This is a genomic window from Sandarakinorhabdus glacialis, from assembly GCF_014643455.1.
Taxonomy (GTDB): Bacteria; Pseudomonadota; Alphaproteobacteria; order Sphingomonadales; family Sphingomonadaceae; genus Sandarakinorhabdus; species Sandarakinorhabdus glacialis.
Genome location: NZ_BMJM01000002.1, coordinates 230519 through 256006, shown reverse-complemented (window position 1 = coordinate 256006; position 25488 = coordinate 230519). Strand labels below are relative to the sequence as shown.

Sequence of the window (25488 nt, the reverse complement as noted above, 5' to 3'; positions counted from 1 at the left end):
GTCCTCCCCCTCAAGGGGGGAGGCGACTCGCACCCCTTGGTGCGGCGGGTGGGGGTGTTCCCCCTCCCCGATTGACTCCCCCTCTCCGCCCCAGCACCTTGCCGCCAAAGGGGACCCCATCATGCCAATCGATCGCCGCCTGTTCCTGACAGCCGCCACCGCCCTCGCCGTCCCCACCGCCGCCCGCGCCGCAATCACCGCCACCAACGCCACCCCCGTCCAACAGGTCGCCCTAAAAGCCATCTCAGCCTACCTAGAAGCCCACCGCACCTGGTTCGCCCTCCCCGCAATCGGCATGGTCGTCACCGACGGCGACTTCACCGCAATCATCCAGTCCGGCACCACCTATCACGAGCAACACCCCCTGACCGGCAAGGAGCTCTGGCAAATCGGCTCGATCAGCAAGTCCTTCGTCGCGTTGGTCTGCCTGCAACTCGCCAGCGAAGGAAAACTCGACCTCGAAGCCGATATCCGCACCATCCTGCCCGAAGCGCCGCTCCCTCCCGGCGCCCCCTTCACCATCCGCGACCTTCTCGACCACACCACCGGCCTGCCCGATTTCGCACCGGTTTTCGCCATCGATGGCAGCCCGCTCTGGCGCGGCTTCGAACCCGGAACCCATTGGTCGTACAGCAATGTCGGCTACAATCTCGTCGGCCAGGCCATCGAGCGCATCGAAGGCAAACCCCTGCGCCAATCGATCATCGCGCGCATCATGAAGCCGCTCGGCATGGCCGACAGCGACGGCGCCATCCGCTGGCCGGATCGCAGCCGCTATCCGGCCCGCTTCGGCACGCTACGCCCCGACCTCCCTGTCCTCCGCCAGAACCGCCTCGTCCCCGCCGCCTGGGTCGACGCCAACCTCGCCGCCGGATCAGTCGCCGCGACGCTGCCCGACATGGCGCGCTACCTGCGCTTCCTGATCGGTGTCGGCACCGGCGCCGGCAAACCCCTGATCTCGGACGCAATGGCAAAACTCTGGCTGGCCCGGCCCGCCCGCCAGGACCCCGAGGCACCCACCGAAACCTATGGCCTCGGCCTGATGCACCGCGTCGACGACGGCCGCGCCCTGCTCCACCACACGGGCGGCATGGTCAGTTTCTCCTCATCCTTCCACGTCGACCCGGCCGCCGGCACCGGCGCCTTCGCCAGCTGCGCCATCGGCGGCACCGGCTATCGCCCGCGCCTGCTCACCCGCTTCGCCGTCCAGGCGCTGCGCCTGGCGCGCGAGGGCAAGCCCATCCCGGTGCCGCCGGCGCTCGGCCCCAAGCCGCTCGAAAAGCCCGCCGATTTCGCCGGTCGCTATGCAGGACCGGCAGGAACACTGACCATCGGTGGCAGTCCCGCGCTCGGCGTCACCAGCGCCGGCACGACCGCGGCGCTGGAAAGCCAGGGCACCGACCAGTTCGCCACCTCCCACCCGGCCTTCGCCGATTTCGCGCTGCTATTCGTCCGCAGCAACGCCCAGGTCGTCGCCATCGACCACGGGCTACACCGTTTCGTCCGCGACGGCGCCAGCGCCCCCCTCGCCGCCACCCCGGCGCATATCGCCGCCCGCGCCGGCTGCTATCGAAGCGACGACCCATGGCTCGGCGGTCTCACGCTCGTCGCGCGCGGCGACCGGCTGATATTCGGCGGCACCGACCCGCTCATCGACATCGGCAACGACGTCTGGCGGCTGGAGGCGCCGGACTGGAATCCCGAGCGCCTCGGGTTCGGCGGCTTTGTGGGCGGCCGCCCGCAGATCGCGATATTCTCGGGCCGTACCTATGAGCGGCGCGACGCCTGACGCAGCACCACGCAGCGGTCACGCCCGGCAAGGTCGCGGCGCACCTCGCCGGCCAGCCCGGCATCGGCGACCAGCGCCAGCACCGCCGCCGCCTGCTTCCAGCCGATCTCGATGATGGCGGTCCCGCCCGGCGCAAGCAGCCCCGGCAGTTGCGGGATCAAGCGCCGATAATCTTCGAGGCCATCGGGTCCGGCGAACAGTGCCTCGCCCGGCTCATGATCACGAACATCAAGCGATAGTTCAGCGTCATACTCGACATACGGCGGATTGCTCAGGACAAGATCGAACTGCCGATCGATCCCTTGCCCCCAGTCACCCACCAGGAAATCTGCCCGCCCTCCGAACCCCAGCCGCTCGGCGTTACCCTGCGCCACTGCCAGCGCTGCCGCCGACCTGTCGACGCCTAACCCCCGCGCAGCAGGCCATTCACTCAACGCTGCCAGCAGCAGCGCCCCGCTCCCGGTCCCCAGATCGAGTATCGTTGCCGGTGCTGCGCAGACCGCCAGCGCCGCCTCTATCAACGTCTCCGTATCCGGGCGCGGGATCAGCACATCGGGCGTCACCACCAGGTCGAGCGACCAGAATTCGCGCCGCCCGGTGATATACGCCACCGGCTCACCAACCTCACGCCGCGCCACAAGTAGGTCATAGGCTTGCGGGTCGATGCTGCGATCGCCGCTCAACAGCAATGCCCCGCGGTCGACCCCGAGCAGATACCCAAGCAGCACCTCGGCATCGAAGCGGTCGATCCGCAGCGCCGCCGCTCGCAGCGCTTCGGCAACAATCACCCCAGTTCCGCCAACCGCGCCGCCTCATCCTCCGAAATCAGCGCCGAAATCATTTCGTCGAGCGCCGGCCCCTCAAGAATTTCGGGCAGCCGGTGCAGCGTCAAATTGATCCGGTGGTCGGTCACCCGCCCCTGCGGGAAATTATACGTCCGGATCCGCTCCGACCGATCGCCACTGCCGACCATGGCCTTGCGATCCGCCGACCGCGCCTGGTCGACCTTGCTGCGCTCGAGATCATAAAGCCGCGAGCGCAGCACCTTCATCGCCTTGGCCTTGTTCTTGTGCTGCGATTTTTCGTCCTGCTGCTGGACCATCAGCCCCGTCGGAATATGGACGATCCGCACCGCGCTATCGGTCGTATTGACCGATTGCCCACCCGGACCAGAAGAACGAAAAATGTCGATCCGCAAATCCTTGTCCTCGATCTGGACATCGACTTCCTCGGCTTCGGGCAGCACCGCGACCGTCGCCGCGCTGGTATGGATGCGGCCCTGCTGCTCGGTCGCCGGCACGCGCTGCACCCTGTGTACGCCGCTTTCGAACTTCAGCTTGGCGAACACACCTTCGCCGTTCACATTGGCGATGATCTCCTTGAAACCGCCCATTTCGCCCGCCGACATCGAGATCGCCTCGACCCGCCAGCCCTGGCTGACCGCATAACGCTCGTACATCCGGTACAGGTCGCCGGCGAACAGCGCCGCCTCATCGCCGCCAGTCCCGGCCCGAATTTCAAGCATCGCCGGCTTGGCATCGGCACGATCGCGCGGCAGCAATTTCAGCGCCAGCGCACGCTCGGCGGCGGGCAATTTGTCCTCGATCGCGGACAATTCCTCCTGCGCCATCTCGTACATCTCGTCGCCGGCCGGAATCCCGCGCAAGTCAGCGGCCTCCTCGCGCAAAGCTCGCAGCGCCCCAGCCGCCTCGACCACCGGGCTCAACTCGGCATAATCCTTCGAAAGCTGGACAAATTTGTCCGCCGCCAAATCCGGGTTGCCCATCTGCGCCGCCAGATCGGCATGCCGCCGCTCCAACTGCCCAATCCGCTCAGCAGAAATAATCACGCGTCATCACCCGAAAGTTCACGATAAGGCCCAGGAAGCCATTCAAGAACCTTGAGCAACAACATGGATGCTGCTTCGGTGCCACCAATATGGGTCAAATGTAGTCGATCTTTCGCACGCGATCCTTCACGAACAAAAAGAATTGCATCGTATCCCGACTTTTTCGCCAGTTCGACGCGTCGTTTAGCATTGCCTTTGTATGCAATATCAATCGTAGTGCTGAGTTTACCGCGCCGTAAATTGTAGGCAATAGCAGTAGCTTCCTCCAACATACTTGGAGAATCCGGCACAACGACTATCCGCGCGAAATCTGGAGCCAAGTCAGGGATAAGCATCGCCAGCCGCTCAATTCCCCCGGCCCAGCCCACCGCCGGCGTCTCCGGCCCACCCATCGCCCCAATCAACCCGTCATACCGCCCGCCGCCGATCACCGTCCCCTGCGCCCCCAGCGCATCGGTCACAAATTCGAACGCCGTATGCCGGTAATAATCGAACCCGCGCACGAGCGATGCTGCCCGCACGAATCCAACCCCCGAAGCCTGCAACCCCTTCTGCACAGCCTCGAAAAACGCCCCAGCTTCCGAGGTCATAAACGCATCGATCCGCGGCGCATCCGCAACCAGCGCCCGATCGCTCTCCGCCTTGGAATCCAAAATCCGCAGCGGGTTCTTCTCCAACCGCTCCCGGCTTTCCGCCGACAGCACATCGAGATGCCCCGAAAAATGCGCCACCAGCGCCTCACGCCAGGCCCCGCGCGTCTCCGCATCCCCCAGCGTATTCAATTGCAAAACCACCCGGTCATCGACCCCAAGCTCGGCCAGCACCTGCGCCGCCAGCGCGATCACCTCGACATCCGCCGCCGGTTCCGCTGCGCCAATCACCTCGGCATCCAACTGGTGAAACTGCCGGAACCGCCCCTTCTGCGGGCGCTCATAACGAAACAGCGGCCCCCAGGTCGTCACCTTCAATGGCGCCAACTGCTGCCAGCCATTCTCGATATACGCCCGCGCAATCCCCGCGGTGAATTCCGGTCGCAGCGTCAGCGAGTCGCCGCCGCGATCCTCGAACGAATACATTTCCTTCGAAACCACATCGGTGGTCTCACCCAGCGACCGCGCAAACACCGACGTCGCCTCGAACACCGGCACTTCGATCCGCCCAAAGCCATAAAGCTTGCGAACGCGATTGAACGTCTCGACGACGTGATCGAACCGAGCCGCCTGCTCGCCGATCATGTCCTGGGTACCGCGTGGTCGTTGTTGTTTCGTCATACTCCGGCGCGGATAGGCGACACACGCGCGCTTGTCATCAGCGCACGCCGACGATTATCAAGGGTCCAAAGGGGATTCCATGCTCAAGTCGTTTCTGCTCGCCGGCCTCCTCGCCACGTCCGCGCACGCCGCCGAACTTTCCCGGCCCACGCCGCTGCCGTTCACCAACACCATCCCGGTCGCAAAAGACCTGCCCTTCCCCGGCACCATGACCCTGAAAGTCGACGCCACCGACAACCTCCGCGGCGTCTTCAAGGTGCGCCAGACCATCCCCGTCCCGGCATCCGGCCCGATGACGCTGTTGTTCCCCAAATGGCTCCCCGGCAACCACAGCCCACGCGGTGAAATCTCCAAGCTCGCCGGCCTCGTCATCACCGCCGGCGGCAAGGAACTGACCTGGAAGCGCGACGAGATCGACGTCTACGCCTTTCACATCGATGTCCCCGCCGGCGCCCGCGCCCTCGATGTGCGCTTCGACTTCCTGTCGCCGACCGCCATCAACCAGGGGCGTATCGTCGCGACCTCCGACATGATCAGCCTGCAACCCAACCAGGTCTCGCTCTACCCCGCCGGTTGGTTCACCCGCCAGATACCCGTGGCCACCACCATCACTTGGCCATCCAACTGGCAGGCCGGCGGCGCGCTCCGCATCAAGTCACGCGCCGGCAACGCCATCACATACGAAACCACCGACTACGAAACCCTCGTCGACAGCCCCTTCCTCGCCGGCCGCTGGTTCAAGCAATGGGATCTCGGCCACAACGTCATGCTCGATGTCGTCGCCGACGCCCCGCGCTACCTCGAGGCCAAGCCGGCCCAGATCGAGGCCCATCGCAAGCTCGTCGACCAGGCCATAAAGCTGTTCGGCACCCGCCAGTTCGACCATTACGACTTCCTGCTGTCGCTGACCGAGAACCTCGGCGGCATCGGTCTCGAACATCATCGCAGCAGCGAAAACGGCGTCAACGCGGCGTATTTCACCGAATGGGACAAGGGTCCCGGCCGCCGCAACCTGCTGCCGCATGAATTCACCCATAGCTGGAACGGCAAGCACCGCCGCGGCGCCGATTCGATCGTTCCGAATTTCAACACCCCGCTGCGCAACTCGCTGCTCTGGGTCTATGAGGGCCAGACCCAGTTCTGGGGCTTCGTCCTCGGCGCGCGCTCGGGGCTGTTCAGCAAGCAGGAGACCCTCGACAGCTTCGCCGCCACCGCCGCCAGCCTCGACAATCGCCCGGCGCGCGGCTGGCGCTCGCTCGACGACACCACCAACGACCCGGTCATCGCCGCCCGCGCCCCCAAGGCCTGGCTCAGTCAGCAGCGCAGCGAGGACTATTACGCCGAAGGCATGCTGATCTGGCTCGAGGCCGACAACATCATCCGCACCGCTACCCGCGGCGCCAAGGGCATGGACGACTTCGCCCGCAGCTTCTTTGGCACCGGCGAAGGCGACTGGGGCGTCGTTCCCTATGATTTCAACACGCTCGTGGCCGGCCTTAACGCGGTAACTCCATACGACTGGGCCAGCTTCCTCACCAAACGCCTGACCGAAAAGGCCGCCGGCGCACCGCTCGCGGGCTTCACCACTTCGGGCTACAAGCTCATCTACACCGACACGCCCACTGCCACCTTCGCCGACGGTATGCGAACCGGCAAGAACAACAACCTCAGCTATTCGGGTGGCATCTTGATCGGCAAGGAAGGCCAGATCGACCAAATCATCTGGAACAGCGCCGCCTTCGAGGCCGGGCTCACCGTGAGCGACACCATCATCGCGGTCAACGACAAGCCCTTCACCGACGACCTCATCAAGGCCGAAATCGCCGACGCCAAGGGCCAAAAAGCCCCGATCCGCCTGCTGGTAAAAACCGGCGACCGCCTGCGCACCGTCGACCTCGCCTGGAACGGCGGCCTCCGCTACCCGCGCTTCGAAAAGACCGGCAGCACCGACACCTCGCTCGACAAACTACTGATGCCAAGGCCCTGACTTCGCTTCCCCCCTCCCTTCTTCAAGGGAGGGGTCGGGGGCGGGTCGCTTTCTCCCTACCCCTTCAACAGCTTCAACCCCACGATACACCCGATCAACCCGATCAGCAGCAGCCCCCGCACCAGCCCCGCCGCTTCCCCGAAAAACACGATCCCTACCACCGCGGTCCCGGCCGCCCCGATCCCCGCCCAGATCGCATAAGCCGTCCCCAGCGGGATCGTCCGCCCGGCATATTCCAGCAATCCCATGCTCAGCGTCACCGAGACCAGGAACGCCGCCACCCAAGGCCAATTTCGAAACCCGTCGACGAACCGCAGCGACGTGGTGAACCCCACTTCGAACAACCCGCCGAGTACCAATGCGGCCCAGCCCATAACCTCATCCTTCCCATAGACGAATCGCAGGGGGTCGCTTACCCCGCACCGCGGAACAGGAGACTATGAATGCGGATCGATCAAATCCCCATCGGCGTGAACGTGCCCTACGACGTCAATGTCGTCATCGAATGCCCGCTCGGCGGAGAACCCGTCAAATACGAACTCGACAAGGCCTCGGGCGCGCTCTTCGTCGACCGCATCCTCCACACCGCCATGCGCTATCCAACCAACTACGGCTTCATCCCGCACACGCTCGCCGAGGACGGCGACCCCATCGACGCCCTCGTCGTCGCGCGCACGCCATTCGTGCCCGGCTGCATCAGCCGCGTCCGTCCGGTCGGCGTCATGATGATGGAAGACGATGCCGGCGGCGATGCCAAGCTGCTCTGCGTGTCGGTGAACAAGGTCCACCCCTACTACAACAACGTCAGCGAATACACCGACTTGCCCGACATTCTTCTCAACCAGATCGAGCATTTCTTCACCCACTACAAGGATCTGGAGCCCGGCAAGTGGACCAAGTTCCTCGGCTGGCAAGGCAAGGCCACCGCCGAGCGCCTGATCCTCGAATCGATCGATCGCTACAACAACGCCGAGCAGGGCCACGACGTCCCCGCCCCCCGCGAGCACCCCGGCGCCCCGCGCGCCTGATATCCCCGTCATCCCGGGCTCGACCCGGGACCCAGCTGCTTCTCCGCCGCGAAAGCAGCCGGGTCCCGGACCAAGCCCGCTAATCCAGCCCCAACAACCACCCCCGCAGCACCGCCAGATACGCTTCCGGATTGTCGTTCATAACTGAATGCGCCGCGTCCGCGATCTCGGCAAAATCCGCCCCGCCCGGCACATCCCGCGCAAAGCCCGCAACCGTCCCCGGCCGCGCCTCGTCATGCTGCCCCGCGACGAACAGCGTCCGCCGCCCATCCAGCCGCTTCAACAACGCCCGTCCATCATAGTCCTTCAGCGTCCCCGAGGCGGTGAACTCCGCCCGCCCCCACATATGATGATAAATATCGTCACTGAAACTGCGCGGCAGCGCCGACTTGTACGCAGCGATATCCGCCGTCGGCTCGGCCATCCGCACATGCCGCGCATAAAAGGCCGCCGTCGCCGCATCGCAATCCGCTTGCGGCGCCGCCCCCGCCACGTCGCATTTGTCGAGCAGTTCCCGCACCCCGGCCGGCATCGCGTCCTTCAACGCCCGGGCATCCGCCAGCCACGCCGCCGTCGACACCAGCGGCGACTGCAGCACCAGTCCGGCCAATTCCCTGGGCCTTCGCGCCGCATACTCCAGCGCCACGGTCGCCCCCCAGCTCGCCCCCAGCACATGCCACCGCGCAACCCCCAACGCCGCCCGCACCGACTCCAGTTCCGCCACAAACCTCGGCACCACCCAGTTCGCCGCATCGCCAGGCGCTTCCGATCGCCCGCTATCAAGCTGGTCATACAGGATCACCGCCCGCTCATCCGCCAACGCCGTCGCATTGAGGAAATACCAGTGCGAACTCCCCGGCCCGCCATGCAGCATCACGATCGGCGGCCGCGGTCCCTTCAGGTCACCATTGACCCGCACATAGACCCTGCCCCCCGGCACCGGCACCATCATCTCGAAATCGGGCCTGATCCGCACGCCGCCGGGCGCCGCGGCCCCGAGCAGCCCGGCTCCCAACAGCCCTGCTCCCGCCGCCATCACGGACCTCCGCGTAAACGTCGCACTAACCCCCGGCCAGCCGCTTGAACGTCGAATACCGCGGATTATCCACCGCCACCTTCGCCAGCACAGCCGTCGTCAGCGCTTCGAGCAAGCCCGGCGTTTCCGGCGTCAACTGCCCCATCCGCAACCGCCCGCACAGTTCCGCGCGCAGTGCATCGAGCCCCGATTCATGCCCCAGGAACCCACCCAGCGCCGCCGCCTCGGCCTCGCGCGGCTTCAGCGTCAACTCGCGCGCCACGATCGCCATCGCATTGCTCGCCACCTTGGCATGAAACGCCTGCTGCCCGGTCAATGCCGGCTCGATCGACTTGAGGAAATCCGCCACTACGGCCACCAGCGCCGCCGCTTCGATCTGCTCGGCCATCAGATTTCCCCAAACCGGATCAAATGCACCAGGTCGAGCTCGACCTCCGAAACCCGCCGGCCGATCGCCGCCCTCTCGACCGAGATCACCCGCCCCGAAACATGGTCATGCCCAAGCTGCAGGCACGACAGCCCCCAGCGCAGCGTCCCCCAAACCTCCCACATATGCGCCCGCGCCCGGTCGATCCGCGCGCCGCCCGCCGCCGCATAGGCGTCGTACAGCTCCTCGCGCTCGCCGAAGCCGCCGACCGGCTTCTGCCAATTGCCGAACCGCCAGGCGTTGGCGCACAACCAGCCCAGATCCTCGGCCCCCTCCCCCAGATGCGCCAGCTCCCAATCGAGCACCGCCGCCAGTCCCTGCTCATCGACGATGAAATTGCCGCTGCGAAAATCGCCGTGGACCACCGACGTCGGCTCGGCATCGCCGCAACGCTCCGCCAGCCAGGCAAACGCCATGTCGAACACCGGCGATTCGACCCCATAGGCCCGATATCGCTCAAACATCTGCTCCCGCGCCGCCGCCGTCCGTCCACCCGCCAGCGCCAGTCCGGCAACCTCCGCCAGCGGCACCGAATGCAGCGTCGCCAGCACCGCCGCGCATTGCCCGGTCATCGCCGCGCGTGCCGCTGCGTATTTCTCGTCGCGCAGATACCGCGGCGCCAACGCCTCGCCCGCCACCCGCGTCATCACGAACCCGTGCCCCAGCCCGTCCTCGGGCGTCAGCACCGCGACCACATCGGCAACCGGGATGCCCCGCCGCCCCGCCAGCATCTGCAACGCCGCCTGGTCGGCCTTGGGAAAGCCGCCGGCCACAACTTCGCCCGCCGCCGCGCGTTGCAGGATCAGCGGCCACGCCGCGCCATCCCGCACCGCGTCCACCGCATAGGTCGCCGACGACGCCCCGCCGGTCAGCACGGTCACCGTCTCGACGGAAACCCCGACGCCACCGGCCCGAACGAGAACCGCCGTCAGCCGCTGGACATCATCTTCATTCATGCCGCCAGCCTATGACAGCGTATCCGGCGCCGCCAATCGAAAACCGGCACCCCTGTTCAATCCCGCAGTCAGTCCCGGATTACTCGCGCAGCCGGGCGTAGCAGAATTCATCGAACCATTCGTCGCCGTCCTGCCAGCTCCGCACGAAATGTCCCTCACGCCGAAACCGCAGCCGCTCGAGCAGCCGCTGCGCCGCCAGGTTGCGCGCATCGGTCAACGCCGTCACCCGCGCCCGCCCGCTGGCGAACAATGCCGCCATCATCGCCGTGCACGCCTCGACCGCCAGGCCTTCGCTCCGCCGCACCGGGTCGAGCGCAAAGCCGATCTCCGCCTGCCGCACCCGCGGCGTGTCGAAATTGACCCCGATGTCGCCGACAAAGCTGCCGTCGGATTTGTCGATGATGGCGAACTGTCCCCAGCCCTCGGCATCGACTGCCGGCCGCGTCACCATCGCCGCCACCAGCGCGCGGCTTTCATCGAGGCTGCGGTTCTGCGGGTCGAACGGCATCAGGCCACGCACCCGGTGATAGGCATCGGCGTCGGACACCCGGATCGGCCGCACCCAAAGCCTTGCCGTTTCCAGGTTCCAGACAAAATCGGTCGGGAGATCGTTGCGCATCGTAGCCATTCGGACGGCATAGAACTTTTCGGCTTCGAATGTCTTCATTTCACGTGCCGAGCGGCGGCATTCCGGCACATTCGTGCAAATTCGCGGTAAACCGGTTGCATTTTCAACGCATCGCCCGCCGCCCGTGCCGGACAGCTTGCCACTCCCCGATTTTCCGTGCAGACGCCGCATCACCGTGCTCGTGTCGTTCGGGAAATTTGCGTTCCGCCTCACGACTCACCGACGCTTTATAGCAAACGACGGGGATTCGCCCCGGACCGTCACCCGACCAACAGCGCATGCGACCGGATAAACCGGCGCCTGCATCGTGACTGCGAAACCATCGCGGCATCCATCTCGCTCCTTGGAGGACAAACGCATGCGTATTGCCACGCCAAAGCTGAAGACTATCCTGCTCGCATCGATCGCCGCCACATCGTTCACCGGCTTTGCCGCGGCTCAGACCGCCCCGGCCACGCCCGAAGCCGCAGCTCCCAAAGCCGCCGCTCCCGAAGCCGTAGCCGCTGGTTCGGCCCAGGATGACGAAGGCCTGATCATCGTCACCGCTTCCAAGCGTGCCGCCACCCTCCAGGACACGCCGATCTCGGTTGCCGTCACCACCGGCGCCGTCATCGAGCAGGCGCAGGTCCGCGATCTCCTCGACCTGCAGACGTTGGTCCCCTCGCTCCGCGTCTCGCAGCTGCAAAGCTCGGCGAACACCAACTTCATCATCCGCGGCTTCGGCAACGGCGCCAATAACCCTGGCATCGAGCCATCGGTCGGCGTCTTCATCGACGGCGTCTACCGGTCGCGCTCGGCTGCCCAGATCGGCGACCTGCCCAACCTCGAGCGGGTCGAAGTCCTGCGCGGTCCGCAGTCGACCCTGTTCGGCAAGAACGCGTCGGCCGGCATCATCGCGATCGTCACCCGCGAGCCGCAGTTCGAATTCGGCGGCCAGGCCGAAGTTTCCTACGGAAACTACAACGCCATCATCGCCCGCGCCGACGTCACCGGCCCGATCACCGACAAGATCGCCTTCAGCCTCGCCGGCAACATCAACAAGCGCGACGGCTATGCCACCGACCTCGTCACCGGCTCCGAATTCAACGAGCGCGACCGCTGGGGCGTCCGCGGCTCGCTGCTGTTCAGGCCCAGCGACGACTTCAAGATCCGCTTCATCGCCGACTATGACAAGCTCGACGAAAATTGCTGCGCCGTCGTCAACGTCGTCGATGGCCGGACCGGCGCCATCGTCCGCGGCCTCGGCGGCCGGATCGATTCGAACAAGTTGCTCGCGCTCAGCAGCACGACCAATTTCGATTCCGAGAACAAGATCGAAAACTTCGGCGTCTCGGCACAGGCCGACTGGAACGTCAGCGATTTCGACGTCACCCTGATCGGTTCGTATCGCGGCGTGCGCAGCTTCACTAACCAGGACTCGGACTTCACCAGCGCCGACCTGATCAGCGCCAACCGCGCCGATACCGACATCGATACCTTCACCGGCGAAGCGCGGGTCGCCTCCAACTTCGACGGCTTCTTCAACTTCCTGCTCGGTGCCTATTATTTCAACGAGAAGATCGACTACCGCCCCACGCTGACGACCGGCGCCGATTTCCGCAACTATGCCAACGCCCTCACCGGCGGCGCCTTCCTCAACGTCGAGCGCCTCCTGGGCTTCCCGACCGGCACGTTCGGCCGCAGCGGCCAGGGCATCTTCGAACAATATGACTACAGGAACCAGGCAATCTCGGCCTTCGGCCAGGGCGATTTCGCCATCACCGATCAACTGACCTTCACCGCCGGGTTCAACTACACCCGCGATCGCAAGGATGTCGGCGCGAACGTCGTCAGCACCGATGTCTTCTCGGGTCTCGACCTGATCGCCCTCGGTACGCGCATCGGCGTGCCGCCGACGCTTGCTGCCAACCCGCAGTTCAACCCGCTGCTGGCGCTGCGGCCGTTGCAGTTCCTGCCGCCGTTCCTCAACTTCCCGAACGCGGTCGAAGACGGCAAGACCAGCGACGACGACCTGTCGTACACCCTGCGCCTTGCCTACAAGGTCAGCGAAAACCTCAGCACCTATGCAACCTATGCGACCGGCTTCAAGGCATCGTCGTGGAACCTGTCGCGCGACAGCCGGCCCACTCCTGCCAACTTCATCCCCGGCTCGCCGGCACAGGTCCCCGCGCCCGCCGGTTCGCCGATCCGTGACGCCGGCCTCGCCGTCAACAACCTGTCCACCGGCACGCGCTTCGCCGGCCCTGAAAACGCCGAAGTCTATGAAATCGGCCTCAAGGGCCAATTCCCCGGCTTCGGCTTCAACCTCGCGGTCTTCCAGCAGGCGCTCGAGGGCTTCCAGGGCAATATCTTCACCGGCACCGGCTTCGTCCTCGCCAACGCCGAAAAGCAATCGACCTTCGGCTTCGAGATCGACACGTCGTTCACCCCGATCCGGGCGCTCAACGTCACCGCGTCGCTGACCTACCTCGATCCAAAGTTCGACAGCTTCACCGGCGGCTCGGCCCTCAACCCCGGCTTCACCACGTCGCCGACCGATCTCAGCGGCCAGCGTCCGGCAGGCATCCCGGAGTTCTCGATCGCGGTCGGCGCCACCTACACGGCCGCCATCACCGAAGCCGCGAAGATGATCTTCCACGTCGATTTCAACCACGAAAGCAACGTCGCCATCGCGCAGGGCTCGAACATCAGCCGCGAAGTCGAATCGCTCAACGCCGCCGTCACGCTGGCGCTCGGCAACGGCCTCGAAGTCACCGCATGGGGCCGCAACCTGACCGACGCCGCCTATCTGACCACCATCTTCCCATCGGTCGTCCAGGCCGGTAGCCTGTCGGGATATCGTAACCAGCCACGCACCTATGGCGGCAGCCTCCGCTACCGTTTCTGATGATCACGCCCCTCGTGCCAACCGGCGCGAGGGGCACGCCAGGCTCCAGAAAGGCCCCGGTCCACCGCGACGATGTCCCTTCTCGAGCTTTTCGCTGCCGGCTTCGGCCTGGTAAATCTCGTGCTGGTCGCGCGGCGCACGGTGTGGAACTTTCCCTTTGGCATCATCATGGTGTGCCTGTATTTCGGCGTCTTCCTCGATGCCCGTCTCTACAGCGCCGCCGCGCTCCAGGTGTTTTTCCTTGGCGCCAATATCTATGGCTGGTGGTACTGGCGCCAATCGGCGACCGGCACCGACATCGTGCCCGTCGCCCCGATGTCCCCCACCGGCCGCGCCATCGCCCTCGCCGCCGGCATCTTCGCCACTCTCGGCCTCGGCCTCGTCATGAGCCGCTTTACCGACGCCGCCGCACCCTGGTGGGATGCCACCAACGCCGGCTGGAGCATGGTCGCCCAATTCCTCACCGCCCGCCGCCACACCGAAAGCTGGCCGCTCTGGATCGGCATCAACATCCTCTCGGTCTGGCTCTATGCCTCGCAAGGCCTGCTCGCCACCGCCGGCCTCTACGCAATTTTCCTGTGCATCGCCTGCTGGGGCTGGGACCAATGGCGCCGCGCTGCTACCAGCCGCTGATGAGCTTTCCCGAATGATCCGAATCTGCCTCACCGGCGTCGAAAGCACCGGCAAATCGACCTTGTCATGGGAGCTCGCCAAGCACTTCGGCGCGGGCGGTGCCGGCGCCGGCGACAGCCAGCGCGTCGCGGTCGTGATGACCGAGCTCGGCCGCAGCTGGGCCGAACTCCACGGCACCGATTTCAACATCGCCGCGCTCCGCGAAATCGCCGCCGGGCATATCGTCGCCCGCGACGAGCTCATCGCGACCGGCCCCGACCTGCTGATCGAGGACACCGACATCGTCATGACCAGCGCCTGGGCCCAGATGCTCCACGGCACTCGCGACCCGTTGCTGACCGCCGTCCCGGCCACCGCCAATCTTTATCTGCTGTTCGCCCCCGACACCCCGTGGATCGACGACGGCACCCGCATGTTCGCTGGCCCCAAGCGCGCGCGCTTCCACGCCATCGTCGCCGACGAACTCGCCCTGCGCGGTATCCGCCCGGTCAACATCTCCGGCCCCTGGCAGCAACGCTTCGACACCGCCGTCGCCGCCATCGCGCCCCTGCTTCGCTCACGAGGATCGCTCGCCTGATGGCCAATATCCTGCTCACCGGCGCCTCGCGCGGCATCGGCGCCGCCGCCCGCACCGCGCTCACCGCCGCCGGCCACAACGTCATCGGCCATTCCACCGCCGGCGGCGACGGGCTCCTCGCCGCCGATTTCGCCCTCCCCAACGCCGCCGACGCGCTCTGGGAACAGGCCCTGTCCCTTGCGGGCGGCCGCATCGACGTGCTCGTCAACAACGCCGGCGTCTTCGAGCCCGTCGACATCGCCGACCCCGCCGCCTTCGCCGCGACCTGGGCGCGCAGCCACGCCATCAACCTCCAATCCGCCGCCGACCTCTGCCGCCACGCCGTCCTGCATTTCCAGCAATCGGGTGGAGGCCGCATAATCAACGTCGCCAGCCGCGCCGGGCACCGCGGCGACAGTCCCGCGCACTGGCACTACGCCGCCGCAAAAGGCGGCATGCTCGCCATGACCAAGTCGATCGCCCGCGCCTACGCCAGCCAGAACATCCTCGCCTTCGCCATCGCCCCCGGCTTCACCATGACCGGCATGGCCGAGGAATACCTCTCCTCCCGCGGCGGCGACAAACTCCTCGCCGACATCCCCCTCGGCCGCGTCGCCGACCCCTGCGAAGTCGCCGAAACCATCCGCTGGCTCGCGGCCGTTGCCCCCGCCTCCCTCACCGGCACCACCCTCGACATCAACGGCGCCAGCTACGTCCGCTAGAACTCCCCCCTCCCTACTTCTAGGGAGGGGTCGGGGGCGGGTTCCTTACTTCCTACTTCCAAGGCAATCATGACCCCTCACGCCCTAACCTTCGCCTGCAACCGCGCCGACGCCGAAGCCATGCCCGAAATCGGCGACATCTTCCCCGACCTCCTCGATCCCCCCACCCTCAACGTCGAGGAACCCGACCCAGGTCATCCCGATGCCTGGCTTCTCACCGCCTATTTCAACGAATACCCCACTCCCGATCTCGTCACCCGCATCACCGCCCTTTTCCCCTCGGCGACCGAAATCACCCTCGCCCCCCTCCCCGACGAAGACTGGACCATTCTCAGCCAGCGCAACCTCGACCCCGTCCGCGCCGGCCGCTTCCTCGTCCACACCGCCGCCCACGCAAACGCCATCCGCATCGGCGACATCGCCATCGCCATCGAAGCCGGCCTCGCCTTCGGCACCGGGCAGCACGCCACCACTCACGGCTGCCTCCAGGCCCTCGACGCCCTCGCCAAACGCCGGCAATTCCACAAGATCGCCGATCTCGGCACCGGCACTGGAGTCCTCGCCCTCGCCGCCGCCAAACGCTGGAAAAAGGCCGCCACCATCGCCACCGACATCGACCCGATCTCGGTCGCCGTCACCCGCAGCAATTTGCGCGACAACCACGTCCCCGAAGGCCGCGCCGCCGGCCACATCGAGCTCGCCGAGGCCACCGGCATGAGCCACCTCCGCCTCGCCGCCCGCGCCCCCTACGACCTTATCATCGCCAACATCCTCGCCGCCCCGCTCATCGCCATCAGCCGCGACGTCGCGCGCGCACTCGCGCCCGGCGGAACCTTGGTCCTCGCCGGGTTGCTGCAGTCCCAGGCGCGCCGCGTGCGCGCCGCCTATCGAAATCATGGATTGGTGCCGCTCGGTCAACACCGGCGGAGCGAATGGCCCCACCTGGTGTTGACACGGCCTCTACGCTCACCGCGCAGGCCTCAACACGTTAGCGCCTAAAGCGCGTGAAACAGTCGGAGTTCCGACTTCACCGGGTTGAAGCGCAGGCGCGACTTGCGAACCACAGGCTTGACGACGGCTTCACCGATCGCCCGAACCTGAGGCTCATAGTCCTGAAGAATAACCTTCATCGCTGCTCTCCTCACAAGCCACCGGGTCAATCCCCAGCGACGAAGTAGGATATATGACAATCCTGTGAAATTGTGCACTGCACAAAAAATAACACCAGCCATGCAAAAACCGCATGGCGAAACGATTACAGAACCTTCCGGTCCGTCTTCTCAGAATGGCGTCGGCTGAACCCCGCCAACTCAGTTCGCGCCATTCCCCACCGTCCCACGCACCCGCTCTTCGATCCGCCCGGTCCCCGCCACATCCCAAATTGTCAGCGTTTCGCCGGTTGCCGCATTCTCGATCGCCACTTCATCGAACGTCGCCAGCACAATGCAGATCGGCCGTTGTTCCGCGCCGCCTGGCTGCCGGCAGGCGACCAGGCTTCCGTCCGGCGCGGCCGCAATGCGCCCACTCAATCGCACGCGAAAGCCCTGCTCGCCGCGAACTGCATCCGCGGTCATGCGGAGAACACTCGTGTATGCCCGTCCGTCGCGGCGACCCTGGCGAACATCCTCGCTGCCGAAAAACTCGCCGATGGCGAGCGTTTGCCCCGGCAACAGCACCGGATAAACACCGCTGGCGGCCACCGGGTCATTTGTCGGGCAGGCCTCGCTGTTTGCCCAGGGCCTGGCGATCCAGAAACCTTCAATGGTTTCGCCATCTGTTACCGGACCTGCCGCCAACCATTCGCCCGGTGACCAGGCAATCGGGGCCACATGCAGGCGGAGCGCGCCAGCCTTCTCGTCGTATCGCCAACGCATCGCCGCATCGCTGTCGGCAGTCGACGGCCCCCCACATCCAAACGGCAACTCTATCGAAAATCGCCTGCCCACGGCAACACCGGCTTCTGCCGGCCCAGTCCCGCGCGTCGCGGCATCGATAGCAGTCCCGCCCGTCGCGGCACCGATAGCGACCCCGCGCGCCTTGGCATCGGCGGCTTTTGCTGCCAGCATCACCACGTCCTGACGGCCCAGCACGCGACTGACGGTTTCGGGAGGCGACGACATCGGCACAGGTGCGGGCGCACTCGCCGGCGCCTCCGCCGTCACAGCCAAGCGGTCCGTTGCTGCGCGCTGTCCAAGCGTAAAGCCGACGCCGCCGATCGCGATCGCCACACCAAAACCGGCGGTGAGGATGAGTCGACTTGTGCGTGGGCTCGGGTCTTGCATGGACAAGACATAGCAAATTCCGGCAATAGCTCCATCATGAAGCCGCCAGGCACCTGCTTTCACACCCCGATACCCGGGTGAACGTCGACCAGATACTGACGCTCATCGTCCTCGTTACCGTCGTGGCGGCGCTGATCTGGGACAAGGTAAGGTCCGACGTCGTCGCGCTCAGCGGCGCCGCAGTGCTGCTGATGACCGGCGTCGTCCAGCCGGTCGAGGTCCAGGGCGCCTTCGCCAGTCCGGCGATCATTGCACTCGCCTCGCTGTTCGTCATTGCCTATGCGCTCGAGCTTTCGGGTCTGCTTGATCGCGCCATCGCCGCTGCCGTCACGATGTGCCAGCGCATGGGCGCGGCCGGCCTGTGGCTGTTACTGGCAATTATCGGGGTATTTTCCTGTTTCCTGAACAGCACGCCGATGGTCGTGCTGGGCGCGCCCGTCGTCCGCGATGTGGCGACCGCGCTAAAGCTGCCGCCCAAACGCTATCTGATGCCGCTGTCCTACATCACGGTGCTGGCCGGCTGCTGCACCCTCATCGGCACCTCGACCAACCTGCTCGTCGACGACATGGCGCGCGTTGCCGGCCAACCGCGGTTTGGCATGTTCGAAATAACGCCGGTCGGCGTGCCGCTGGCGCTCGCGGGCGGACTGTATCTGTTCCTGTTCAGCGGCAAGCTGTTGGGCCGCGCGGCCGCCGAGCCAGGACCAAAGGTTCTTGACGGCAATATCCAGGGCCGCGGAATCCAGATCGGCGACGCCGCGCTGTTCGCCGAGCCACGCCCGTTCCAGCCGGTCAAGGCGGCGCTGGCGGCTGCGGTCTTCATCGGCGCCATCGCCATGGCCGCCCTCAACATCGCGCCGATCGCGGCATCGGCCTTTGCCGGCGCCGTGCTGCTGATCCTGCTCCGCGTCGTCACCGCCGATGAAGCCTATGGCGGGCTGCGGCCGCAAATCCTCATCCTCATCGCCGGCATGGTCGTCATCGGCATCGCCATGGAGGTGAGCGGACTGGCCGCGACCGCCACCACGGCGCTTGTCGGTTCGCTCCATGATTTCGCGCCCCTGACGGCTCTTATCGTCCTCTACGCCCTAACGATGATCCTCACCGAGTTGCTGTCTAACGCGACGGTCGCCGTGCTGGTCACGCCTATAGCGGTCGCCCTGGCCGACAGCCTCGGTGTCAGCCCGCGCCCCTTCCTTGTCGCCGTGATGATGGCAGGCAGCGCAGCCTTCGCAACGCCGTTCGGCTACCAGACCAACGTCATCGTCTATCAGATGGGCAACTATCGCTACATGGACTTCGTGCGCGTCGGCCTTCCGCTAAACCTGATCACCTTCGCGGTCGCGATCCTGGCCATCCAGAGGTTCTTTCCGTTCTAAAGCCCTCGGCAGCGATGGCCCCGTGGCACCCCTACCTTGTTGTCATCCCGGGCTTGACCAGGGACCCAGTTGCTTCTCTGCGACCAAATGAACGACTTTCCCGGATCAGCCAGCCTCCCCCAAAATCGCCGCCCACCCCGCCTCATCCACCACCCGCACTCCCAGCGCCTCAGCCTTCGCCCGCTTCGACCCCGCATCCGCCCCCGCCACCACCAAATCCGTCCGCGCCGACACCGACCCCGCCACCTTCGCCCCCAGCGCCTCCGCCTGCGCCCGAGCCTCATCCCGCGTCAGCCCCGCCAGCCCCCCGGTAAACACCACCGTTTTCCCCGTCAGCGCCGTCTGCCGCGCCGCCGCCAGCGCCTCGGGCTTCACCTCGCCCAGCAAATCCGCAAACGCCTCCAGATTGTGCGGCTCCCCGAAAAAATCGACCAAGGCTTCCGCCACAATCGGCCCGATGCCGTTGATGTCGGTCAACCGCCCCAACGCCTCGGTATCCCCCACCGCCGCCACCGCCGCATCGCGCAGCGCCGCCGCCGACCCGAACGCTCGCGCCAGGTCACGCCCCGTCACCTCCCCGACATGCCGGATCCCCAGCGCATACAAAAACCGATCGAGCCCAACCGATCGCCGCGCCTCGATCGCCGCCAGCAACTTATCGACCGAAACCGGCTTGAATCCCCGCCACCCCAGAATCGTCTCGCGGTGCGCCTTCAACCGGAAAATATCCCCCGGCGTCCGGATCAACCCCTCGCGCGCAAACAGCTCGATCCGTTCCGATCCCATGCCCTCGATATCGAACGCCAGCCGCGACACGAAATGCCGCAACCGCTCGTCCCGCTGCGCCGCGCACGTCAGCCCACCGGTGCAGCGCTTGATGACGCCGCCCTCCTCGCGCACCGCCGACGACTCGCACACCGGACACACATCCGGGAACACGAACGCCGCCCCGCGCGGCGCATCGCCAGTTACATCCGATGCCACCACTCCCAAAATCTGCGGAATCACATCCCCGGCGCGCTGCACCCGCACCCGGTCGCCGACCCGCACATCCAGCCGCCCGATTTCGTCCTCATTGTGCAGCGTCGCATTGGTCACCACGACCCCGCCCACCGTCACAGGAGCCAACCGCGCCACCGGCGTCAGCGATCCCGTCCGCCCGACCTGGATATCGATCGCCAGCAGCGTTGTCTCGGCCTGTTCCGCCGCAAATTTATGCGCCGTCGCCCACCGCGGCGAGCGCGCCACCTGCCCCAGCCGCGCCTGCCAATCGAGCCGCTCGACCTTGTAGACCACCCCGTCGATATCGAACGGCAAATCCGCCCGCCGCGCCTCGATCCCCCGCGTAAACGCCAGCGCCGCCTCGATATCCGCGCAAGACGCCCGCAAATCGCCGATATCGAACCCCCATCCGGCAATCGCCGCCATCACGTCGGACTGGGTTTTGCCATTCTTTTGGTCGCCTCCGCTCCGGGGAACCGCACTCATCTCCCCCCACCCATGCGCCAGGAACGCCAAAGGCCGGCTTGCCGTGATCCCCGCATCGAGCTGCCGCAAAGACCCCGCCGCCGCATTGCGCGGATTGGCAAAAATCTTTCCCCCCGCTGCCCCCTGCGCAACATTCAACGCCGCAAACGCCGCCTTGGTCATGTAAACCTCGCCGCGCACCTCGGCGACTTCCGGCGCTCCCGTCGGCAACTCCCTGGCCAGCCCCGACACATACCGCACATTCGCCGTGACATTCTCGCCGACAGCCCCGTCCCCGCGCGTCGCCGCCGTCACCAGCCGGCCCTTTTCATACCGCAGGCTCGCCGACAGCCCATCGATCTTGGCCTCCGCCAACAACGCCACCGGCTCCTCGACCGACAGCCCCAAGAACCGCCGCACCCGCCCGACGAACTCCCGCGCCTCGTCATCGGAAAACACATTGTCCAAGCTCAACATCGGCTTCGAGTGCACGACCTTGCCGAACCCCGCCGCCACCGGCGCCCCCACCCGCCAGCTCGGCGAATCCTCGCGCACCAGATGCGGAAACCGCGCCTCGATCGCAGCATTTTCCTTCACCAGCGCATCATAATCCGCGTCCGAGATCACCGGCGCATCGTCGGTATGATAAAGCCCGCCATGCCCGGCAATCACCGCCGCCAACCGCGCCAGTTCAGCCCGCGCCTCGTCCTCGGAAAACTCGATCTCTGCCATGCCGGGTCGATAGCAGCCCCGCCGAGCAATTGGTATCGGTCCTCTCCACCCCGTCACCCCCTCTCTACCCCGCCACCCTCTCTTCCACGTCACCCCTCTCTACCCCGTCACCCCGGCGAAGGCCGGGGCCCATCTCCCGCCCTCTCAATCAAAATCCCAACCTTGACACCCCCAACAACCAAACCCCCTATCCCTCCATGAACCCCCTCTACACCACCCTTCCCACCACCATCTTCGAAACCATGTCCGCCCGAGCCCGCGCCACTGGCGCCATCAACCTCGGCCAAGGCTTCCCCGACAGCGGCTGGCCGCAGGACGTCCTCGAAACCGCCGCCACCGCGCTGCTCACCGCGTCCAACCAATACCCCCCGATGCCCGGCACCCCCGAGCTCCGCCGCGCCATCGCCGACCACTACCGTGCCCATCAAAACATCGACCTGGATTGGCAAACCGAAGTCACCGTCACCTCCGGCGCCACCGAGGCCCTCGCCGCCGCGCTCCTCGCCCTCATCACCCCCGGCGACGAAGTCGTCCTTTTCCAGCCGCTATACGACGCCTACCTGCCGCTCGTCCGCCGCGCCGGCGGCATCCCCCGCCTCGTTCCCCTCGCCCCGCCGCACTGGCAATTCGACGACGCCATGCTCGCCGCCGCCTTCACGCCAAAAACCCGCGTCGTCCTCATCAACAACCCGCTCAATCCCAGCGCCAGCATCTTCGACCGAGCCAGCCTCGAACTGCTGGCGACCTACGCCAACCGCCACGACGCCATCGTCATCAGCGACGAGGTCTGGGAACACGTCATCTTCGACGGTGCCCAGCACACTAGCGTCCTCGCCATCCCGGCCTTGCGCAATCGCAGCGTAAAGATCGGCTCGGCCGGCAAGATCTTCGCCCTCACCGGCTGGAAAGTCGGCTGGATGTGCGCCGCCCCCGAACTCACCGCGGCACTCGCACGGTCGCACCAGTTCCTGACTTTCACCACCCCGCCCAACCTCCAGGCCGGCGTCGCCCATGGCCTCGCCAAGCCCGCCGCCTGGTTCACCGATATGCGCGCCGGCTTCCAGAATTCCCGCGACAACCTCGTCACCGGGCTCACGGCCGCCGGCTACAAGATGCTCCCCAGCGCCGGCACCTGGTTCGTCTCGATCGACCTCGCCGCCTCAGGCATCCGCCACACGGACACCGTCGTCGCCGACCGCCTCCTCGATGCCGGCGTCGCCACCATCCCGGTCAGCGCTTTCTACGCCGAAGCCCCCGTCACCACGACGCTCCGCCTCTGCTTCGCCAAGCACGACGAAACCCTCGACGCCGCGATCACCCGCCTCGCCGAAGCATTGCCGGCCTTGAAATCCCAGCACCCACTTTGAATCGTCACCCCGGCGAAGGCCGGGTCCCATCTCCAAAACGTCGACGAAAAACCAAATCCCCGCCGAAATACCGCTGACAACCCCGCCATCCCCGCTCCCGCGGTCGAGACGGCCCCCGGACCACCCGGCAACAGCCCCGCCACACCCCCAAAAACGACCCAAAATCGCCCCCTAGAACCGGAACCCTACAGTCCCGCTCCACGTCCTCGGATCACCATAATAGACCGTCTGAATATTCCCCACCGACGAGAATTCCTGCCCATCGGTCCGATACCGCGCATCTCCCAAATTCTTGACCCCGCCACGAACATAGTAGCTCCCGCCCGGCGCATCATACTGAATATAGGCGTTGGCGAGCCAATAACCCGGCTCCATCAGCCCAGCCCGATTGTCGACCGACAGGAAATGCTTGTCGACGAAGCGCGCATCGCCGCCAACCGTCACCGATCCTGCATTCCCGAGCGGAATAGCATAGTCCGTCCCCACCGAAAGGGTGAGAGGCGGTGTGAACGCCGGCTCGCAAGTCACTTTGTTTCCAGTAGGATTACACGAGAACGTCGGCGGCCGCCGGCCATCGTTGAACTCCTTGTATTCCGCATTCAGATAACCTGCCGCAACCCGCAGGTTCCACGCATCGACAGGGCGGACAGTCGCCTCCAGTTCGACACCCCAGATCCGCAGCTTGCCGGCATTAAGCACCGGGAACGCCGCCACGGTGCCGCCACCGACCCGCGCCTGGAAATCCTTGTAATCGCTAAGGAACGCCGTTCCCGACAACCGCACCCGGCCATCCAAGAAGCTGCCCTTGGCGCCGCCCTCATATGTCCACACCGTCTCGGGCTCGAACTCGGTCAGCAACGTCGGCACGCCATTGACCACGAAGGTCAAGTCATTGATCGAATTGGCCCGGCCATTGAAACCGCCCGATTTGAACCCGCGGCTCGCCGAGGCATAAACCAGCGTATCCGGCGTCGGCTTGTATCCAAGCGTCACCATCGGCGTCCAGGCGTCGAAACTCGCTGTGTTATCAAGGTTGAAAGGCGCCGGCAGGCTACCCGGAAAGGCAAAGCGGCCATTCAATGCCGGAAGGTTCGATACCGTCGTCGTCAACCGGTCATAACGGCGATTTTCCTTGGTGTACCGGAGCCCCGCAGTCAGCGACAACTTGTCGGTGAAATCATATGTGCCCTGTGTAAAAGCCGCATAGGATTTGGTGTTCTGCGCGTCGTCGATGAACCGTGTGAACGTTACCGGACCGCCAAGGAACGTAAACAAATCATCGGCATAGGCTTCCTGGCGCGAAGCGATCGTCTCGTTGAGATAGTAGAGCCCGAACACGCCCTTGAACTTGTCCATGTCCCATTTCAGCTGCACTTCCTGGCTGAATTGATGCTGGTCGATACCGACGAATACATCGCCCAGTTCGAACTGCGTCGCATCGATGTCGATAAACAAATCAGGCCGCAGCTTGCGATACGCGGTGATCGACGTCAGCGTAAATGCATCCGATAAATCCCAGTTGGCGGTCAGCGAAACGCCCCAGTGATCGAGCCGCTGGCCCTCATCGCCCTTGAAGCTCGTCGACGCCTTGAAGTCATACTTCCCATAGGGTTGCGCCGGCACAAGCGTCTTGACGCCCGCTGGAAACAGGCTCGTCTGCAACAGCGGCGCCGTCGCATAGCCTAGAGTCAGAGCATTGCGCTGGCGCGTATAATCGCCCGACAGGATCAGTTCGACCGCCTCGGTCGGTTTGGCGCGCAAAATCGCCCGCCCGGTCAGCGAATCCCGGTCGTTATACGCGCGCCCGGTGCGCGGATCGGTAACCAGCCCGTCGCGCTTGTCGTACTGCGCCGCCAGCGATAGCGCGACCTTGTCGGCAACGATCGGCGCCGACAGATAACCGTTCAAAAGGATCTGGTTATAGCTGCCATACAGCGCCGAGCCGGCCGCCTTGAGCACGCCGAGATCGGGCTTCTTCGAAACGATGCTGACCGCGCCGCCGATGGTATTCTTGCCATACAGCGTCCCCTGCGGCCCGCGCAGCACCTCGATTCGCTCGACATCGCCAAGGCTCAGCAGCGCGCCCTGGATGCGGCTGAGATAGACGCCATCGACATAGACGCCGACGGCCGGATCGAAAGTCTGCAAGGCATCGGGCTGGCCGATGCCGCGAATGAAAATGTTGGCGCTCGCCGCCGAACCGCGGCCCTGGACGATATTGACGTTGGGCGCCGTGCCTTGCAGCCCAGACAGGTCAACCGCCTGCAAACGCTGCAAATCTGCTGCAGAATACGCCGAAACCGCGACCGGCACATCGATCAGCCGCTCGTCGCGCCGCCGCGCCGAAACGATGATTTCGGAATCCTCGGACACCGACGTCTCCGCTGCAACCTGGGCCATGACCGGCGTCATCGGCACCAGCGCGCCCATGGCGACACCCAGCACCAGGGTTTTCCGAAACATCGAAACAGTCGTATCCACCGGCAATCTCC

General features: G+C 65.5%; 22 protein-coding genes. 10 read left to right on the top strand and 12 right to left on the bottom strand.

Annotation, left to right across the window (positions count from 1 at the left end):
* The first annotated feature begins 121 nt into the window (after positions 1-121).
* The gene (locus tag IEW98_RS04115) at positions 122-1789 is read left to right on the top strand and encodes a serine hydrolase domain-containing protein (RefSeq protein ID WP_188761659.1); all 1668 of its coding nucleotides are present in this window, start codon (positions 122-124) and stop codon (positions 1787-1789) included.
* On the opposite strand, the gene prmC is transcribed toward IEW98_RS04115, so the two are convergent.
* The 3 genes from prmC to hisS are packed head-to-tail and all read right to left on the bottom strand — an operon-like array spanning position 1768 to position 4909.
* Positions 1768-2577 carry a peptide chain release factor N(5)-glutamine methyltransferase gene (gene prmC / locus IEW98_RS04110; protein ID WP_188761658.1) on the bottom strand — a complete coding sequence of 270 codons (810 nt, stop codon included), beginning with the start codon at positions 2575-2577 and terminating at the stop codon, positions 1768-1770. The two genes, IEW98_RS04115 and prmC, sit on opposite strands and share 22 nt — an antisense overlap.
* Positions 2574-3638 (bottom strand): peptide chain release factor 1, encoded by a 1065-nt coding sequence (prfA, locus tag IEW98_RS04105; RefSeq protein WP_188761657.1) that lies wholly within the window; start codon positions 3636-3638, stop codon positions 2574-2576. The genes prmC and prfA overlap by 4 nt, the downstream gene beginning before the upstream one ends.
* The gene (gene hisS, locus IEW98_RS04100; protein ID WP_188761656.1) at positions 3635-4909 is read right to left on the bottom strand and encodes a histidine--tRNA ligase; all 1275 of its coding nucleotides are present in this window, start codon (positions 4907-4909) and stop codon (positions 3635-3637) included. The genes prfA and hisS overlap by 4 nt, the downstream gene beginning before the upstream one ends.
* Positions 4910-4988: 79 nt before the next feature.
* Between hisS and IEW98_RS04095 the strand changes: the two genes are divergently transcribed.
* On the top strand, positions 4989-6896 hold the full coding sequence (locus tag IEW98_RS04095) for a M61 family metallopeptidase (protein ID WP_188761655.1): 1908 nt from the start codon (positions 4989-4991) through the stop codon (positions 6894-6896).
* 56 nt (positions 6897-6952) lie between these two features.
* Here IEW98_RS04095 and IEW98_RS04090 read toward each other — a convergent pair whose 3' ends face one another.
* The gene (locus IEW98_RS04090) at positions 6953-7270 is read right to left on the bottom strand and encodes a DMT family transporter (RefSeq protein WP_188761654.1); all 318 of its coding nucleotides are present in this window, start codon (positions 7268-7270) and stop codon (positions 6953-6955) included.
* Between the two features lie 69 nt (positions 7271-7339).
* On the opposite strand from IEW98_RS04090, the gene ppa reads away from it, so the two are divergent.
* The gene (ppa, locus tag IEW98_RS04085; RefSeq protein ID WP_188761653.1) at positions 7340-7924 is read left to right on the top strand and encodes an inorganic diphosphatase; all 585 of its coding nucleotides are present in this window, start codon (positions 7340-7342) and stop codon (positions 7922-7924) included.
* 79 nt (positions 7925-8003) lie between these two features.
* On the opposite strand, the gene IEW98_RS04080 is transcribed toward ppa, so the two are convergent.
* The 4 genes from IEW98_RS04080 to IEW98_RS04065 form a co-directional block, all read right to left on the bottom strand.
* On the bottom strand, positions 8004-8960 hold the full coding sequence (locus tag IEW98_RS04080; RefSeq protein WP_188761652.1) for a proline iminopeptidase-family hydrolase: 957 nt from the start codon (positions 8958-8960) through the stop codon (positions 8004-8006).
* Between the two features lie 25 nt (positions 8961-8985).
* Positions 8986-9348, bottom strand: a complete 363-nt coding sequence (locus tag IEW98_RS04075; protein ID WP_188761651.1) for a DUF6285 domain-containing protein — start codon at positions 9346-9348, stop codon at positions 8986-8988.
* Entirely contained in the window at positions 9348-10343 is a 996-nt protein-coding gene (locus IEW98_RS04070; protein WP_188761650.1) for a phosphotransferase family protein, read from the bottom strand. Before IEW98_RS04070 ends, IEW98_RS04075 begins: the two co-directional genes overlap by 1 nt.
* 79 nt (positions 10344-10422) lie before the next feature.
* Positions 10423-11010 carry a GNAT family N-acetyltransferase gene (locus IEW98_RS04065; RefSeq protein ID WP_188761649.1) on the bottom strand — a complete coding sequence of 196 codons (588 nt, stop codon included), beginning with the start codon at positions 11008-11010 and terminating at the stop codon, positions 10423-10425.
* A gap of 319 nt (positions 11011-11329) precedes the next feature.
* Here IEW98_RS04065 and IEW98_RS04060 point away from each other — a divergent pair, with 319 nt between their 5' ends.
* The 5 genes from IEW98_RS04060 (at position 11330) to IEW98_RS04040 (ending at position 16768) form a co-directional block, all read left to right on the top strand.
* Entirely contained in the window at positions 11330-13858 is a 2529-nt protein-coding gene (locus tag IEW98_RS04060; RefSeq protein WP_188761648.1) for a TonB-dependent receptor, read from the top strand.
* A gap of 72 nt (positions 13859-13930) precedes the next feature.
* A complete protein-coding gene (pnuC, locus tag IEW98_RS04055) occupies positions 13931-14491 on the top strand; it encodes a nicotinamide riboside transporter PnuC (RefSeq protein ID WP_188761647.1) in 561 nt (186 codons plus the stop codon).
* A gap of 13 nt (positions 14492-14504) precedes the next feature.
* Positions 14505-15068 (top strand): AAA family ATPase, encoded by a 564-nt coding sequence (locus IEW98_RS04050; RefSeq protein ID WP_188761646.1) that lies wholly within the window; start codon positions 14505-14507, stop codon positions 15066-15068.
* Positions 15068-15769, top strand: coding sequence for an SDR family NAD(P)-dependent oxidoreductase (locus tag IEW98_RS04045; RefSeq protein ID WP_188761645.1), 702 nt, complete (start codon positions 15068-15070; stop codon positions 15767-15769). Before IEW98_RS04050 ends, IEW98_RS04045 begins: the two co-directional genes overlap by 1 nt.
* Positions 15770-15838: 69 nt before the next feature.
* A complete protein-coding gene (locus IEW98_RS04040; RefSeq protein WP_188761644.1) occupies positions 15839-16768 on the top strand; it encodes a 50S ribosomal protein L11 methyltransferase in 930 nt (309 codons plus the stop codon).
* Here the strand turns inward: IEW98_RS04040 and IEW98_RS16715 are convergent.
* A complete protein-coding gene (locus IEW98_RS16715; RefSeq protein ID WP_279380340.1) occupies positions 16765-16899 on the bottom strand; it encodes a hypothetical protein in 135 nt (44 codons plus the stop codon). The genes IEW98_RS04040 and IEW98_RS16715 overlap by 4 nt on opposite strands.
* 180 nt (positions 16900-17079) lie before the next feature.
* Complete coding sequence (locus tag IEW98_RS04035) at positions 17080-18051, bottom strand: hypothetical protein (RefSeq protein WP_188761643.1); 972 nt, start codon at positions 18049-18051, stop codon at positions 17080-17082.
* 77 nt (positions 18052-18128) lie between these two features.
* Between IEW98_RS04035 and IEW98_RS04030 the strand changes: the two genes are divergently transcribed.
* Positions 18129-19430, top strand: a complete 1302-nt coding sequence (locus tag IEW98_RS04030) for an SLC13 family permease (protein ID WP_188761642.1) — start codon at positions 18129-18131, stop codon at positions 19428-19430.
* A gap of 105 nt (positions 19431-19535) precedes the next feature.
* On the opposite strand, the gene ligA is transcribed toward IEW98_RS04030, so the two are convergent.
* Positions 19536-21629, bottom strand: a complete 2094-nt coding sequence (ligA, locus tag IEW98_RS04025; RefSeq protein ID WP_188761641.1) for an NAD-dependent DNA ligase LigA — start codon at positions 21627-21629, stop codon at positions 19536-19538.
* A 197-nt stretch (positions 21630-21826) separates the two neighbouring features.
* Between ligA and IEW98_RS04020 the strand changes: the two genes are divergently transcribed.
* The gene (locus IEW98_RS04020; RefSeq protein WP_188761640.1) at positions 21827-22996 is read left to right on the top strand and encodes an aminotransferase; all 1170 of its coding nucleotides are present in this window, start codon (positions 21827-21829) and stop codon (positions 22994-22996) included.
* Between the two features lie 171 nt (positions 22997-23167).
* Here the strand turns inward: IEW98_RS04020 and IEW98_RS04015 are convergent, their stop codons facing one another.
* Positions 23168-25459, bottom strand: a complete 2292-nt coding sequence (locus IEW98_RS04015; protein WP_188761808.1) for a TonB-dependent receptor — start codon at positions 25457-25459, stop codon at positions 23168-23170.
* Between the last annotated feature and the right edge of the window lie 29 nt (positions 25460-25488).

Bases quoted from the DNA above. Each gene is read 5' to 3' on its own strand.
- IEW98_RS04050 (WP_188761646.1), top strand. From the start codon at position 14,505: ATGATCCGAATCTGCCTCACCGGCGTCGAAAGCACCGGCAAATCGACC.
- IEW98_RS04075 (WP_188761651.1), bottom strand. From the start codon at position 9,348: ATGGCCGAGCAGATCGAAGCGGCGGCGCTGGTGGCCGTAGTGGCGGAT.
- ppa (WP_188761653.1), top strand. From the start codon at position 7,340: ATGCGGATCGATCAAATCCCCATCGGCGTGAACGTGCCCTACGACGTC.
- IEW98_RS04095 (WP_188761655.1), top strand. From the start codon at position 4,989: ATGCTCAAGTCGTTTCTGCTCGCCGGCCTCCTCGCCACGTCCGCGCAC.
- ligA (WP_188761641.1), bottom strand. From the start codon at position 21,629: ATGGCAGAGATCGAGTTTTCCGAGGACGAGGCGCGGGCTGAACTGGCG.
- IEW98_RS04115 (WP_188761659.1), top strand. From the start codon at position 122: ATGCCAATCGATCGCCGCCTGTTCCTGACAGCCGCCACCGCCCTCGCC.
- IEW98_RS04090 (WP_188761654.1), bottom strand. From the start codon at position 7,270: ATGGGCTGGGCCGCATTGGTACTCGGCGGGTTGTTCGAAGTGGGGTTC.
- pnuC (WP_188761647.1), top strand. From the start codon at position 13,931: ATGTCCCTTCTCGAGCTTTTCGCTGCCGGCTTCGGCCTGGTAAATCTC.
- IEW98_RS04065 (WP_188761649.1), bottom strand. From the start codon at position 11,010: ATGAAGACATTCGAAGCCGAAAAGTTCTATGCCGTCCGAATGGCTACG.
- IEW98_RS04035 (WP_188761643.1), bottom strand. From the start codon at position 18,051: ATGCAAGACCCGAGCCCACGCACAAGTCGACTCATCCTCACCGCCGGT.
- IEW98_RS04015 (WP_188761808.1), bottom strand. From the start codon at position 25,459: ATGTTTCGGAAAACCCTGGTGCTGGGTGTCGCCATGGGCGCGCTGGTG.
- IEW98_RS04080 (WP_188761652.1), bottom strand. From the start codon at position 8,960: ATGGCGGCGGGAGCAGGGCTGTTGGGAGCCGGGCTGCTCGGGGCCGCG.
- hisS (WP_188761656.1), bottom strand. From the start codon at position 4,909: ATGACGAAACAACAACGACCACGCGGTACCCAGGACATGATCGGCGAG.
- IEW98_RS04070 (WP_188761650.1), bottom strand. From the start codon at position 10,343: ATGAATGAAGATGATGTCCAGCGGCTGACGGCGGTTCTCGTTCGGGCC.
- IEW98_RS04045 (WP_188761645.1), top strand. From the start codon at position 15,068: ATGGCCAATATCCTGCTCACCGGCGCCTCGCGCGGCATCGGCGCCGCC.
- IEW98_RS04020 (WP_188761640.1), top strand. From the start codon at position 21,827: ATGAACCCCCTCTACACCACCCTTCCCACCACCATCTTCGAAACCATG.
- IEW98_RS04040 (WP_188761644.1), top strand. From the start codon at position 15,839: ATGACCCCTCACGCCCTAACCTTCGCCTGCAACCGCGCCGACGCCGAA.
- IEW98_RS16715 (WP_279380340.1), bottom strand. From the start codon at position 16,899: ATGAAGGTTATTCTTCAGGACTATGAGCCTCAGGTTCGGGCGATCGGT.
- IEW98_RS04060 (WP_188761648.1), top strand. From the start codon at position 11,330: ATGCGTATTGCCACGCCAAAGCTGAAGACTATCCTGCTCGCATCGATC.